The following is a 14,297-nucleotide window of genomic DNA, read 5'->3' on the forward strand; positions in this document are numbered from 1 at the left end:
CCACCACGAGGATTTTCATGCGGAAGGGGAAGGAGGATCAGGCTTGTTGGGTTTCTCAAAAACGCCGTCCAAAACCTGGCGCACGCGTTGAACCAAGTCCCGGGGCCGGAACGGTTTGGCGAGGAAAGAGGATTCCACTTCTTGGAGAATGTTGTTGTGCGTATCCGTCTCCATGTAGCCGGAGAGATAGAGGACCCGCGTGCCCGGATGAGAAGAGAGGAATTGCCTCGCCAATTCAGGTCCCGTCATTCCGTTCATCACCACATCCGTGACCAGAATATCGATGGGCTCCGTTTGGTCCTGGGCCACCCGAAGGGCTTCCTCGCCGCTCGAAGCCTCGAGAACATGGTAACCGCTCAAGGAAAGAATGCGGACCGCCAGGTTCCGAACCGATCGATCGTCCTCCGCCAGAAGAATGGTTTCGTTGCCCTTGAGGAATTCGTCCGTTTCCGCCCCTTTTTCCCGAACGGACAACCCCTCCTCCACCCGCGGAAAGAACAATCGAAAACACGTGCCGTGCCCGACCTCGCTCGTCACGCGGATATGGCCGCCGGATTGTTGCACGATCCCGTAAACCGTGGAGAGACCCAGGCCCGTTCCGCGCCCTTTTTCCTTTGTCGTGTAAAAAGGCTCAAAGAGATGGGCCAACGTCTCCGCCTCCATTCCGCTCCCCGAATCCGTCACGGTCAAAACCCCGTAGGAACCGGGAGGAACGTCGGCGCGGGCCCCGGGAGGAGGAACCGGCACGTCCACGTTGGCGGTTTCCACGGTGAGGGTTCCCCCGCTCGGCATGGCGTCCCGGGAATTGACACTCAGGTTCAACAACACCTGCTCCAACTGCCCCATGTCCAACCGAACCCGCCAGAGGTCCGGGGCGCGCACCGTTTTAAGAACAATGTTCTCTCCGATCAACCGCCGCAACATTTTCTCCAGGTTGGCCACCACCTGGTTCATATCCAACACGGTGGGTTGCGTGATCTGCCGGCGGCTAAAGGCCAGAAGTTGCTGGGTCAACGTCGCGGCCCGGCCGGCGGTTTCCTTGATTTCCTCCACATCGGCGCGGCGCGGATCCATGCGGTCGAGGGAACGCAGAAGCAGGTCGCTGTAACCGTTGATGACGGTCAGCAAATTATTGAAATCGTGAGCAACGCCCCCCGCGAGGCGCCCCACGGCCTCCATTTTTTGAGCCTGGCGCACTTGCTCTTCCAACCGTTTTCGCTCTTCCACATTTCGCGCCACCACCACTGCCTTGACCGGGACCCCTTTCTCGTCCAGGGCCCAGCTCACAATGGATTCAAACAACGGCCAGGTCCCATTTTTGTGCTTGTAGCGGAATTGGACAGTGCGGTCGATCCGCTTTTCCAAAGCCGCTTGAAAGGCCACCCGCGCCGCCGTTTTATCGTCTGGATGGACCAAGGTGAAGCCTTTGCGCCCCACCAGATCCTTGGGGGAAAGCCCGAGAGACCTTTCGAAAGAGGGGCTGGCGTAGGTGAACTGCCCTTTTTGGTCCAAAAGATAAATCAAGTCTCGGGAATGTTCGGCGATGAGGCGAACCTGGGCTTCCTGCCCCCGCAAATTTTCTTCGGCCTCTTCTTTCTGGCGACGGATGTCCCGGGCCTTCACCGCGTTCAGAACGGCCGAGGGCAGGCGCTTGAGCGTGGACTTTAAGATGTAGTCGTCGGCGCCCCGCTTCATGCACTCCACCGCCACCTCTTCCGACTGGGCCCCCGTCACCAGGATGAACGGAACCTCCGGGAGATAGTGCCGCAGAACCGCCATCGCCTCCAGCGCGTCGAACTGGGGCAAAGCGAAATCGGAGAGGACGATGTCCGGTGAAAATTCTTTCAACTCCTTGAGAAACGCCTCCCGATTGTCCACCCCGCGAGAAACGAAAAGAACTTTCGCCTTCTGAAGCTCGTGTTCCACCAGCTCGCGGTCTTCCGGGCGGTCTTCCACGATCAGGATGCGGAACTGCTCGGGGTTCACGTTCGTTCTCCGGCCACCGAAGCGGGCAGGGTGAAAAAGAAACACGCGCCTTCGTTGGGCCGTCCCTCCGCCCAGACCCGGCCCCCGTGCTTTTCGACGATCCGCTGAACGATCACCAATCCGACCCCCGTCCCTTCAAAATCGGACGTGCTGTGAAGGCGTTGAAAGACGTGGAATAGTTTCCCGGCGTGGTTGGGATCGAACCCCACGCCGTTGTCCTTTAGGTAAAACGTGTGTTCCAGGGGCCCCTCCTCGGCGCCCACCACGAGGACGGCGCGGGCCGTGCGGCCCGTGAACTTGAGCGCGTTCGAAAGAAGGTTGGTCCAAACCTGGCGGATCATGCCGCTGTCCCCCCGGGCCGGAGGAAGCGGGGCCAACTGGAAATCGATGACCCGAGATCCCTTGGGCGTGGTCAAATCCTCGAAGACCTCCCTCGCCATCTCGGTCATATTGACGTCGACCGCCGTCACGGCTTGGCGCCCCAGGCGGGAAAAAGCCAAAAGGTCGTCGATCAACTGCGCCATGTGTTTCGTGTTCTTCACCACGATGCCCAAAATACGGCGTCCCTCGGGCATCATGGAAGAGGCGTATTCGTTCAAAAGGATCTGAGAAAACCCGTCGATGGCCCGCAAGGGAGCCCGCAAGTCGTGCGAAATCGAATAATTGAACGCTTCCAATTGCCGATTGCTTTCCTCCACTTCCCGGGTTCGCCCCTCCACCTGCCGTTCCAGGTTTTCCCTCGCCAAGCGAAGGTCCTCGTCGCGGCGTTGAAGCCGTTCGGCGATTAAATCGACGGCGCGGGCAATTTCGCCCAGTTCTCCCGGTTCCTGACCAATGCCGGTCCGGGCGGTCAGGTCTCCCGTGCTCATGCGCTCCATCACCAGAAGGAGCCGTTCCACATGCCGAGTGATGAAGAAATGGCCCACCCCGCCCGCCAACGCCGCGACGATTCCCAGGAAGAACAGCACCCACACCAAGCTTCGATACACCCGGTTGTGCGCCCGGCGAACGGCCTCATCGCGCGGGATCTCATAGACGATCCGCACCCCCGACCCCGGCGGAACCCGCACCGGGGCGACGGCAAAGATTCGGTCTCCCGCTTCCATTCCTTCTCCGGAAACCCGTTTTCCCGACACCGTCCCCAAGGACAGGCCGTCCGGCAAGGGGAGCGGGGATCCCACCGCTCCCCCCCCGCCCGAGGAAGCCAGGGTGATCCCCTCCCGATCCACCACGTAGAGCCGCGCCCCTTGAGGCAGGGCCAACCGCTGGGTCAGAATGGAAAGCCAGCCCAAATCGATGGAGGCGAAGGCCACTTTATTAATTTTCCCCCAACGGTCGCGAATGGGATATCCGCAGTTGATGCCCGGCCGTAGGGTGACCAATCCCACCTGAAAATCCCCAACGGCAAAATCCCCGGATTCCAAAACCCTCGTGAAATACCCCCGATGGGCCACGCTCACGGGTTTATCGAAGGGAACCGCGCTGGCGAACAATCCGCCATCCTTCCGCGCCACGCCGATGTTCTGGAATTGAGGGTAGCGCCCCAGAAAATTTTTCAACACGGAGTTCGCGATTCCTTGCTCGATGGCCTGATACTCGTCCAGTTGGGCGTAGGCCATCAACATCTGGCGGGCGCTTTCGAACAACCGTTCGTATTCGCCCGCCGCGATCTGGGTCAACATCGCCGCTTCATGGGCCGCGTCTTTCACCCGCAAGTCCCGCTGTTCGAAATGGTCGTGAAGGATCATCCCCATGGCGGGAAGGACGGACAGGAGCACCACGGTAAAAAGTCGGCCCCGGAGCCCGGTGACCGACTTGACCCGGCGCCGCCAGCGTTGCCCCCAGGGAGACCGAAGGAGGGAAACCCACCGCTCCGCCGCCCGGGCCCGTAAAAGCGCCAGAGGAAGGAGTCTCTTCATCGCGGCCTCTGCGCCGGGAACGAGGTGTCCGTGTGTGTGTGCGAATCCGTCACGCAGTTCTCCCTTAAAAGAAACACCGGGGGCTTACCCCGAATTCCCCAGTTGGATCGCGGTTCGGCGCAGAGCGCCGAACACCGGGGGCGGCAGTGCCGCTGAAAGGGGATTCGACAAAAAATTCGGGCATTTTTCGTCTCGGTCCTCGCGCCCAACTGGGGAATCCGGTGTCCTCCGTTATATACCCCCGGAACGGGGCCATGTCAAGACGGAAAAAGGAAGGAGACTCGGTCGGATCAGGAAGCGGTGGGACGAACGACTTTGAAGTCCGGGTTTTTCCGGATCAATCGCCGGGCCCAGGCCAACCGGTAGAGAGTGCGAAGCGCCCGCTCCCCCTCCGCGCCCAGGTCCAGCGTGTCGCGGTTGACGTACATTTTGACGAAACGCTCCCCCACGGCGGGGTCCACCCCGCGGCCGTAACGGAGCGCGTAGCGCACGGCCTCCGCCTTGTGGCGGTAGGCGTAACGAATGCTTTGGGCCAACAGTCCCGCCAGCGCGCGCGCGTCGGGAAGGCCCACATCTTTCCGCACCACATCCAGCCCCAGCGGGATGGGGAGCCCCGTCCGGGACCGCCACCACCGGCCGAGGTCCAACACCTTCACCAGCCCTTGACGGGCGAAGGTAATCTGGCTCTCGTGGATCACAAGTCCGGCGTCCACCTGTCCGCGGAGAACGGCCTGGGGAACCTTGTCAAAGCGGGTATCCACCGAAACAAACCCCGCTGGCCGGGCGAGGCGAAGCAAGAGAAGGGCCGTGGTTTCGGGGCCCGGGGTCGCGATCCGGAGCTTGGACCAATCCTTCCCCGCCAACGCTTTCCGGCGGTCGGGACGGCACACCAGCACGGGCCCGTACCCCCGCCCCACGGAGGCCCCCACGGAAAGCACCCAGTATTTCCGCGCCACCGAGGGGAACGCCGCGGCGGAAATGGCGGTCACCTGGTGAATCCCGTTCCGGGCGTCGGCGTTCAACGATTGGATATCTTTCAACACATGCTTCACGCGCCATCCCGCCGGAAGCACCCCGCCTTTCACGATCCCATAAAACATGAAGGCGTCGTCCGGGTCCGGACTGTGCGCCACGCTCAGAATTCGTTTCAAACCGCCCCCTCTAAAGACACAAAGAGTTCGTCGCCCCGCCGTTCCAGCGAAAAGGTTTTTGAACAGCGGGACGGATCCATCCGAAGCCCCCCCGTTCGAACGTCAAATTCCCATCCATGCCACGGACAGGTAACGACCCCCCCCTCCAAACGCCCGTCCGACAAGGGCGCTCCCCGGTGGGGGCAGACGTTGTCCATGGCGTAAAATTGGCCGTCGACGTTGAACACGGCCACGTCCCGTCCGTCCACGGAAACAGCCCGCCCCTGCCCCGCCGGAAAATCCGCCACCACCCCGGCCCTCACCCACCCCGCCACGCCTACCCCCTGGGAGCGGGAATCCGCTCCAACTGCGCGATGAGCTCCCGGCAGAAAGCCGGAAGATCGTCCGGCTTGCGGGCCGTGATCAGGTTTCCATCGACCGCCACTTCCTGGTCCACCCAGCGGCCCCCGGCATTCACGACATCGTCCTTGATGGCGGAAAACGAGGTGACGGTTTTTCCCTTTAAAATCCCCGCCGATGCCAACACCCACCCGGCGTGACAGATCGCGGCCACCGGCTTTCCGGCCCGGTGGATTTCCCGAACGAAATCCAACACCGTCTCATAGCGCCGCAAGAAATCCGGCGCCCACCCCCCGGGAACCAAAACGGCGTCAAAATCCTTGGCTTTCACCTGGTCGATCCATTGGTCAGCCATGGCCGGATAGCCGAATTTTCCCTTGTATTCCTTGGCCCCCGTTCCCAGAAACACCACCGTGGCCCCCTCTTCCTTCAGCCGCAGAGCCGGGTACCACACCTCCAAATCCTGATAGTCCTTTTCCAATAAAATCGCGACGACACGTCCGGTCAGTTTCATAGAATCCCCTTTTTGGCGCGGAGAAGGAACGTTAAAAACGTACGCACCAGCGCCCCCGTGGCGCCGGGCGGCGAAAGCGGCGTCCCGGTCCCGTTCCAGCCCACGGCGGCCATGTCGATGTGGGCCCAGGGCCCGTCGCCCGCGAACTGCTGAAGGAAAAGACCGCCGATGATGGTCCCGGCCTCGCCGGGGTTGCCGATGTTCTTCCAATCGGCCACCTGGCTTTGAATGTGTTCCAGGTAGCTTTTTTCAAGCGGAAGGGGCCAAAGTTTTTCCCCCGCCTCCGCCCCCGCGTCCCGCAGGGCCTGTTCCAGAGCGGGCCGGTTGGTCATGAGGGCCGCGTAGGCTTTTCCCAGGGCCACGGCGGCCGCGCCGGTCAAGGTGGCCACATCGATCACGGCGTCGGTCTTTAAGCGTTGGGCGAAGGAGAGCGCGTCGGCCAAAATCACGCGCCCTTCGGCGTCGGTGTTCAAAATCTCGATGGTTTTTCCGTTCATGGCGGTGAGGACGTCCCCCGGCTTATAGGCGTCCGGACCCGGCATGTTCTCGGCGATGGCGGCCACCCCATGGACCTCCAACCGAGGGGCGAGATCCGGAAGGGCTTTAAAGAGAGCGAAAACCGTGGCCGCCCCGGCCATATCGTATTTCATGGTCATCATGCCGTCCGCGGGTTTTAGCGACAACCCCCCCGAATCGAAGGTGACGCCCTTGCCCACAAACGTCACCGAACCCGTCGGCTTGCCCGTCGGACGATAAACCAAATGGACCAGCGCCGGCGGGTGCGCGCTCCCGCGCCCAACGCCCAAGAGAGCGTTGGCGCCCAACCGAGACAGGGCCTTCCCCCCATAAACCCGAACCGACACGCGCCGTCCCGCCAGTTTCCGCGCGAGGCCCGCTAAAACCATGGGCGCTTTGTCGCTGGGCGGACGGTTGATGAGGTCGCGGGAAAAATTCACCGCTTCCGCGAAAATTCGTCCCGTCTCCAAAGCCCGCCGCCCGACCGGCGCCGCCGGATCTGAAACGATGAAGGCGACCTCCCGGAGGGGAGTCCCCGGCGCTTTTTCACTTTTGAACCCATCGTGGCGGTAAGCCCCCAGGAGCAGGCCTTCCGTCAAGGCCTGTAGGGCGGGAGGGGCCGCCCCCGGCAGAGCGCCGGCCGGCGGAACCATTTGGATTCGCTCCCAACGGGCCTCCGCCGCCTTTCGCGCCACCGTCGCGGCGGCGCGGCGAAGAACCTGAGCGTCCGCCTCCTCCCGTTTTCCCAAACCCACCAAAAGGACTCGAAGCGCCGGCCGACCGTCCGAAGGACGAACCGTCCATAAGGCCCCCGGTTTCCCCGAAAACCCCTCTTCCCGGGCGTAAGCCAAAACCCGATCGGGGACGTCGCCCCCGGCCCGGCGGAGAGTCTCCCCCTCCGCGAACACCGGCAAGACCAACCAGCGGTCCTTTCGAATTTTATCAGAGAGATGAAATATCATTTGATTTTTTGGATTCGAATGCGGAAACCTTTTTTTCCCTCCACGATGCCCAAAACCCGGCAACCGAACTCCGCGCACCAAGCCGGAAGATCCTGCCGCGTGGCGGGGTCGTCGGCCCAAAGGTCCAAGCGCCCGCCGCTCCCCATTTTCTCCAGGGCCAAAGACGCCATCACGGTGGGCAGGGGGCACAGCGCCCCCCGGGCGTCCAAGCGCTTGGGCCGAACCTGCGGGGCGCGTTCAGGCTTTTGGCGTATCGAACCGGGCCTGACAGCCAATGCAATACCGCGCGTGGGGGATGGCCTTGAGGCGCGGAGCAGCGATGGTTTTTCGGCAAGACTCACAAACGCCGTAGACGCCGGTGTCTATTTTCCGAAGCGCGGCCTCCACGGCGTCCAAACTGTTGCGTTCGTTGTCGGACAGCTCAAAAAGAAGTTCCCGTTCGGAGGATTGGGTCGCCTGATCGGCCTCATCGCCCACGTCGGCCGGCACCAGGGTTCCCCCCTGGGTCCCTTTCACGATACGCATGATATCCGTTCGCATGTTATTGAGGATTTTCTCGTAGGCCTGGGTGCCGGCCTGTTTCTTGACTTTCATTTTAACGGGGCCGGGTTTGGCGGCTCGAACCGGTTTTTTCTTCTTCATCGGGATCTCCTTGATTAGCGAACGGCCACCACTTTGATGGTCCGGAGAGCTTCGCCCTCTTGCCCAACGACGCGGATGTCTTTGTCGGACAGATCGGCGAGGTAGTTTACAATTTCCTTGGTGATTCGTTCCCCCGGAATCAGGACGGGTATCCCTGGCGGATAAGGGGTGAGGGTCTGAGCCGAAATCTGCCCGACCGCCTTGGACAGCGGCACTCGTTTGGCTTTATGCAAAAGAAAAACGTCCCGGGGGTTCATGACCATTTCCGTCGTCAGCTCGGGGATTTGGAGCACCCAATTCTGGGCCCCACCCCGGTATTTCTCGTCAATTTCGCCCAGCGCGTCCACCAATCGGTCCACGTCGGATTTGTCGGACCCGATCCCCATGATGGCGATCATGTTGAACAAATCGGCGGCGTCCACTTGCACCTTGTATTTTTCCGCCAAAATGTCTTCGATCTCATGCCCGGATAGCCCGGTGCGGGTGACGTTGATGGTCAACTTGGTCACATCCAAGTCGTAACCCCGAGAGACGATGTCTTTCCGTGAAAACATAAAAAGGTTTTTCATCTGATTGATGCGCTTCCTGGCCGATTCGGCGTTCCGGATGACCTTTTCCAAAAGCCGTTCCCCTTCCAACACCGCCTGGCGGCGGGCGGCGTCGAGGCTGGCCAGGATGACGTAGTTGGGGCTCGTGGTCTGAAGAAGCGAGACCACGCGCCGAACCCGGCCCACATCCACCAGGTCCGACTGCAAATGCAACACCGATCCCTGGGACAGCGCGGAGAGGATCTTGTGCGTCGACTGCACGCACATGTCCGCTCCCGCCTCCACGGCGGACACCGGCAAATCTTTATGGAACTTCAAATGGGCCCCGTGGGCCTCGTCGACGAGGAGGATCTTTCCCCGGGCCCGGCAAATCTCTTTGATCTTCACCAAGTCCGCGGCCACCCCGTTGTAGGTGGGGCTGGTCACGAACACGGCCTTGGCCTCGGGGAAAAGCCTCAGCGCTTCCTCGATCTGCTCGGGGCTCGAATCGAAAAGGATGTCGAGGTTTTGGTCCACCTTGGGCTGGATCCAAATGGGCCAGACCCCCGACAGGATGACCCCCGCCATGGTGGATTTGTGGGCGTTCCGGGAGATGATCACCGAATCGCCCGGCCGACAGGAGGACATCAGCATGATCATGTTTCCGACGGAGGACCCGTTCACCAGAAAGAAGGAATGTTCAACCCCGTAGGCCATGGCCATCAGTTGCTGAGCCTTCTTAATCGGCCCCACCGGATCATGGAGGGAGTCGACCTCGGGGAAAACAGTGACGTCCATGTAGTAGAGGTTCCGCCCCGTAAAGGAGCGCAGGCGACGGTCCACCCCGCGCCCGTTTTTGTGCCCGGGCGTGTGGAAACTCACCACGCGATTTTTCGCGTGGTTCAAAAGGGTCTCAAAAAGCGGCGCGCGGTCGTGTCTCATAGAGGGAGGAACGCGGAATGATTTTTTAGCGTTCCGGACGGCCTATTAGAAAGCATTTCCAAGGTCCTGTCAAGAACGAACAGCATCCCGCCAGGGCGGTTTCCCGGAAGGAATAAGCAGGTGTAAAACGACGGAGGCTCCCAACGTGGAGTCCCTTCAGTCGTCTAAATCGGCAGCGGTGAAGGTCGTCCGGTCGCCCAGTCCGACGGAGCCAAAAGAGGCGTGCGCGAAATAACTGAACAAAATGGCGGCGCGACGCGCGGGAAGATCGAGCATTTGGTGTCGAACGGCGGGGGTCAAGGAGTCCACCGCGCGCAAAACCACCGAGGTATGATGGCCCGTTTCCAGCTCCCGCGCCACCCGCTCCAGCTCGGGGATCGCGTCCGGCGCCAGGGCGTCCGAGAAGGGCAAGAAGAGCCGGTTCAAGAAAGCCACCACTTCCAACTGCTTCCCCGACCGCTTGAAGGTGAGGGGGCTTCCTTCCAGGATTCGATTCTTGTATTGGTCCCTCAACTGTTCCTGTTGGATGAGAAGTTTGGAGGTCGTCTTTTCGACCGGGGTGAGGAAATCAGGCAGGGGAGCGGACCGCTTCCCCCCCCTCTTCCCACTCGGCAACCCCGGATGGGCCCCCGGCGATTTTGCCCGCCCGGGGGTAATGGCCCAGCTGGGCATGGGGTCGTTGGACTCGATGGTCGCCGAAGGCGCTTCCGCCCGTTTAACCGCACGATTCAAGCGCGCCCCCGTCTCCTGCTCTACGATCTTCCCGGTGCATCGGCTGATGTATTCGCGCGCCACCGCGTTGGAGGGGTCTTCCTTCTTGACCTTGACGAAAATCCGAAGGGCCTTGTCGTATTGGCCCTTCTCGTACAGCTTGGTCCCCTGTTCAAGAAGCGCGTTGGTGTCCGCCGCCCGCGCCGGAAACCCGCGCGTCGCGGCTAAAAACAGGAGGGTTCCCACAAAAAACCAATGGCGTCTCGGGCTCACGGCTGTGTCTCCGGTTCAAGGGTGATCAAGATTTCCGTCACCTCGCCCCGGGCCCCCTGGGCCTCGACACCGGGCTTAAAGTTATCCCCCTCAAAAACGAGTGCGTCCTCTAAGAACCGCTTCAGGGTGTCGGCCCGCTGTTCGGCCACCCCCCGCCCCCCCTCGCCGGCATAGACCGTGACGCGGAAGGGAGACCCCACGTGAACCCGCATAATATTCAGAAGGCCTTTGACCAACGGCACCGCCTCGATCGACAGGTCCGCCGAGCCCCTTTGAAAAAGAACGTCGTTGCGGATTTCAACGTGCAAAAGCCCCCCTTGATTGAACTGGAGGGCCTCCAACTGAATCGGTTCGCCAAAGTAGCGTTGAGTGGAACCCCGGGGGTCTGTCAACGTCAACATCGGCGTATAGGGCACGCCGGCCTGCAGAACGAGGACGTCGTTTTGAAACCCATCCCACACCGCCAGGTCCCGGGGAAGTTCCGGCCCAGATTTGTCGTAAATGACACGGGACATCTGATCCATGACGCCGAAGGACCCCTTAGACGTTTCAAGGCCGGGCGGAACCTCCATCCGAATGAAAGGCGGAGACGGGATGCGAAGAGGCAGGGCCCCCAGCGCCTGGCGAGGGTCCAAAATGGCCAAGCCCAAAATTTCGTTCCCCGGCATATGTTCCACGGGCCCGTCCAAGACCCGCTGGGTTTGGCCAGGCCGGGCAAACCCCACCACGTCCTTAAAGGACAAATCCAAAGGAGGCGGATCCAGGGCGATGGGAATCTCATCCTGAGCGCTGGAGGTGATCTCCAAGCTCCGAGAATTGTCCGGGGCCGCGTTGTCCTTGGGTTTGTCCGACGCCGGAAGCTCCCGGTCGTTGGGGGTTTCCCCGCCCGGAAGGGGTCCCTTCGGTTGGGCCGGCTGAGGTCCCAAAAGAGGGGTGGTCTTGGAAACCACCGGCTTCGCCTCCGGGCCCGCCGCCAGGGCGAAGGGGAGAAAGACGAACAGAAGGAGGGCCATCGGTTGTTTTTTCATTTGAAAGAGAATTTAAATTCAATGGTGCCGCTCTGGACCAGGTTGCCTTTTTCCGGCGGGAGCGAAGAAAAGACCCAGTGGAGCAGGGCGGTCCGCGCGATTTCATCCAACCCCGCCGATCCGGAACCTTTCAGAAGTTCAATGTTTTCCTTCACGCGCCCGTCCCTCGTGACCCAAAAGCGGAATTGGACAACGTTTTGTTCCCCTTTTTTCTTAAACGCGTCGGGAACCTCCGGTAGTTCCTGGTATTTGACCACGCGGTCCTTCAATTCGCCATAAATCGGAAAAATCTCCATCTTGCGCCCCGCCGCCGTGGTCGGAAAAGTGTGGGCCTCCATGACGGGCGAAGGAGAGTCCGGTTCCTCTTTCCCATGCCGGGGGACGACAGGAGCGACGACGCCCACGCCTGGACCTTTCAGAATGGCCGGATTCGATTTAGGATTCGACTCCAAATAGTTAACGTGCCCGGGAGAGATTTTCCCCTCCTTGGCATGCCCTTCCGGGAGAAGCGCCAGATCGAGCGTCGGCCGAGAAGGTTCGGGGATCGTGACGACGGGGGTGTTTCCCGCCGAAATCACCCCGCCTCCAATCCCTTCCAGCTCGTTGGGAGAGATCGGTTGCACCCTCGAATTGAGGTTCTGGATGCGGCCCCGCGGCTCCTCCCCCACGGAACCGGGCAAGGAAATTTTACCGCCGCCCGGAATCCCCGCAATGGAAGGGATGGCACCGGGGGCCGACCCCGTCCCGACGGGTCCCGTCGCAAGATTCGTCTTACCAAGCCCGGCAATCTGCGGGGGCGTCGCGGGCAGACCTTTCAAACCCGCCGGACCTCCAGAAATCGGCGGAATCGCGACCGGGGGTAAAGCGAGGCGCGGAACCAATTTGCTGATCGGCGGAGGAGCTTGAATAAAGTCGGGAATCGCCCGGGGAAGCACCGCCGGACGGCTGAGAATATCTTTAACAAATGCCTCCCCGACATCGATGTTATAAAGAGACCCCGATTTGGCCGAACGGAGCGGCGCTTGAAATTGGAGCAGAAGCAGAGGGAGGTGGAGCGCCACCGCGACGCCCAGGAGAACAGCGTCCAAAGAAACAGGGGGCCGCCCGTAAACCAGGTCCCAATGCCGCGACATCATGGCGTAGCCCCCTCCGCTCCCAGGGTCGACTCGTCGCCCTCGATCTCGCGCGTGCCCAAAGCCACGTGGGTGGCGCCCGCGTCCTTGGCGATCTTGATCAGTTCGTTGAGGCGCCCGTATTGAACGTTCTCGTCCGCGCGGATGATCACGTAAACGCCGGAGCCTCGAACCTTCAACTCGTTGCGAACCGCGCGTTCAAGGTCTTTCAGATCCAACTCTTGGGAGTTCACGGCCAGCCGTCCATCCGGGTTCACGGAAATTGAAATATGATTTTCCTCATCCTCTTTGAGGACGTGGGCGCGGGGGAGCGTCACCTCCACGGGCGACCGGTCCATGAGGGGCGAGATGACCAAGAGGATCACCAGCAGGACCAGGCAAAGGTCGATCACAGGAACGATGTTAACGCCCCCAATGGCCGAATCGGTGGTGATCCGTCGCCGCACATCCATCATTTTATTTTCTCCTGTTCCTTTTTCTTAAGGCCCAACAAGGAGAGGCTTTTCGCGCCCGCCAGCTTCGCCCCATCCAACACTTGAACCACCTGCCGGACCACCACACGCTCGTCGGCGCTCACGAGAACCGACCGCTCCGGATTGGTCAACAATCGCTGTTTCAAGTCCTCGAGCATGGATTCCACAAACTCAAAAGGCTCGCCGTTCAACAAGAACCCGTTCTCCCGGATGTCGACCCGGAGGGGCCCTTCCTCTTTTTTCGCCTCGGGGCCCGCTGCCCCCGCCCCCGTCTTCACCTGGGGCGTCGACACGCGGATCAAGGACTGGCTGATCATGGGAGAGATGACCATCAAGATGATCAGGAGAACCAACGTCAAATCCGCCAGCGGAACCACGTTGATCTTCTCCGTCTCCTCCATCTCCCCATCCATTCCCGGATCATTCATTCAGAATCCCCCCCGCCAGGCACTTAAACAAAGTTGCCCGATTCATCGGGCGATTTTGAAGAGATGCCGAAAAACAAACCGCCTCCCTGCTTTACAGGACACCGTTTCGCCGACAAAGTTCACACGTCCCGGCCCAGCGTCACGATGAGGGCGATTTCCTGCCCAAAGATATTGAGGCTGTTCAGCACGTGTTTGAGCTTGAAATTGAAATAGTTGTAAATAAGGGCCGCCGTCACAGCGACAAAAATACCCGCCGCCGTCGCATAGAGCGCCTCGGAAATACCCGCGGCCACCACCCCCGGCCCACTGCTCTGAGCGCCCGCCAAATTTCGGAAAGCCGTCATGACGCCCAGCACGGTTCCCAGAAGGCCCAAGAGAGGCGAAATGAAACTCAGGGTTCCGAACAACCCCAGCCGGCGGCTCAGCATGGATTGGGTTCGTTGAAAATAAAGCGTGAGCACATGGTCCATTTCGCTCCGTTCCCGGGAGTGGGACGCCACCAGAACCGCTTCCAAAGACTCCGCGATCAACCCTTTCCCCTGGGACGCGGCGACTTCGGCTTCTTTCAGTTTCCCGGCGATGAGGAAATCCTTGATGCGTTTGAAAAGGAAGGGGTCAATCTTTCCCATGCGGGAGAAAAAAAGCAGGCGTTCGATAAAAACCGCCACCATCAGGATGGACATAAGCAAAAGGACCGGGATGACCAAACTGATTTTCAAAATCCCAAACAGACTCAACGTTTCCATGGGTTCT

15 protein-coding genes are annotated in these 14,297 nt (G+C 60.7%); all 15 read right to left on the minus strand.

Annotation, left to right across the window (positions count from 1 at the left end):
- Positions 1-15: 15 nt before the first annotated feature.
- Positions 16-1,986, minus strand: a complete 1,971-nt coding sequence (locus IPP35_02775) for a response regulator (GenBank protein ID MBL0058043.1) — start codon at positions 1,984-1,986, stop codon at positions 16-18.
- On the minus strand, positions 1,983-3,905 hold the full coding sequence (locus tag IPP35_02780) for a HAMP domain-containing protein (GenBank protein ID MBL0058044.1): 1,923 nt from the start codon (positions 3,903-3,905) through the stop codon (positions 1,983-1,985). The genes IPP35_02775 and IPP35_02780 overlap by 4 nt, the downstream gene beginning before the upstream one ends.
- 290 nt (positions 3,906-4,195) lie before the next feature.
- On the minus strand, positions 4,196-5,005 hold the full coding sequence (locus IPP35_02785; GenBank protein ID MBL0058045.1) for an ABC transporter substrate-binding protein: 810 nt from the start codon (positions 5,003-5,005) through the stop codon (positions 4,196-4,198).
- 47 nt (positions 5,006-5,052) lie between these two features.
- The gene (locus tag IPP35_02790; GenBank protein ID MBL0058046.1) at positions 5,053-5,370 is read right to left on the minus strand and encodes a Rieske (2Fe-2S) protein; all 318 of its coding nucleotides are present in this window, start codon (positions 5,368-5,370) and stop codon (positions 5,053-5,055) included.
- A 2-nt stretch (positions 5,371-5,372) separates the two neighbouring features.
- Positions 5,373-5,909 carry a type 1 glutamine amidotransferase gene (locus tag IPP35_02795; GenBank protein ID MBL0058047.1) on the minus strand — a complete coding sequence of 179 codons (537 nt, stop codon included), beginning with the start codon at positions 5,907-5,909 and terminating at the stop codon, positions 5,373-5,375.
- Complete coding sequence (locus IPP35_02800) at positions 5,906-7,387, minus strand: leucyl aminopeptidase (protein MBL0058048.1); 1,482 nt, start codon at positions 7,385-7,387, stop codon at positions 5,906-5,908. The genes IPP35_02795 and IPP35_02800 overlap by 4 nt, the downstream gene beginning before the upstream one ends.
- Positions 7,384-7,557 (minus strand): sulfurtransferase TusA family protein, encoded by a 174-nt coding sequence (locus IPP35_02805; protein ID MBL0058049.1) that lies wholly within the window; start codon positions 7,555-7,557, stop codon positions 7,384-7,386. The genes IPP35_02800 and IPP35_02805 overlap by 4 nt, the downstream gene beginning before the upstream one ends.
- A gap of 67 nt (positions 7,558-7,624) precedes the next feature.
- A complete protein-coding gene (locus IPP35_02810) occupies positions 7,625-8,029 on the minus strand; it encodes a TraR/DksA family transcriptional regulator (protein ID MBL0058050.1) in 405 nt (134 codons plus the stop codon).
- A 14-nt stretch (positions 8,030-8,043) separates the two neighbouring features.
- On the minus strand, positions 8,044-9,462 hold the full coding sequence (locus tag IPP35_02815; GenBank protein MBL0058051.1) for an aminotransferase class I/II-fold pyridoxal phosphate-dependent enzyme: 1,419 nt from the start codon (positions 9,460-9,462) through the stop codon (positions 8,044-8,046).
- 192 nt (positions 9,463-9,654) lie between these two features.
- Positions 9,655-10,482: a hypothetical protein gene (locus tag IPP35_02820; GenBank protein MBL0058052.1), complete on the minus strand. Its 828-nt coding sequence runs from the start codon at positions 10,480-10,482 to the stop codon at positions 9,655-9,657.
- Positions 10,479-11,510, minus strand: a complete 1,032-nt coding sequence (locus IPP35_02825; protein MBL0058053.1) for a hypothetical protein — start codon at positions 11,508-11,510, stop codon at positions 10,479-10,481. Before IPP35_02825 ends, IPP35_02820 begins: the two co-directional genes overlap by 4 nt.
- Positions 11,507-12,646 (minus strand): TonB family protein, encoded by a 1,140-nt coding sequence (locus IPP35_02830; protein MBL0058054.1) that lies wholly within the window; start codon positions 12,644-12,646, stop codon positions 11,507-11,509. The genes IPP35_02825 and IPP35_02830 overlap by 4 nt, the downstream gene beginning before the upstream one ends.
- Complete coding sequence (locus IPP35_02835; protein ID MBL0058055.1) at positions 12,643-13,098, minus strand: biopolymer transporter ExbD; 456 nt, start codon at positions 13,096-13,098, stop codon at positions 12,643-12,645. The genes IPP35_02830 and IPP35_02835 overlap by 4 nt, the downstream gene beginning before the upstream one ends.
- A complete protein-coding gene (locus IPP35_02840; protein ID MBL0058056.1) occupies positions 13,095-13,544 on the minus strand; it encodes a biopolymer transporter ExbD in 450 nt (149 codons plus the stop codon). The genes IPP35_02835 and IPP35_02840 overlap by 4 nt, the downstream gene beginning before the upstream one ends.
- Positions 13,545-13,663: 119 nt before the next feature.
- On the minus strand, positions 13,664-14,290 hold the full coding sequence (locus tag IPP35_02845; GenBank protein MBL0058057.1) for a MotA/TolQ/ExbB proton channel family protein: 627 nt from the start codon (positions 14,288-14,290) through the stop codon (positions 13,664-13,666).
- Positions 14,291-14,297: the final 7 nt, after the last annotated feature.

The organism is Elusimicrobiota bacterium (genome assembly GCA_016721625.1).
Classification (GTDB): Bacteria; Elusimicrobiota; Elusimicrobia; order FEN-1173; family FEN-1173; genus JADKHR01.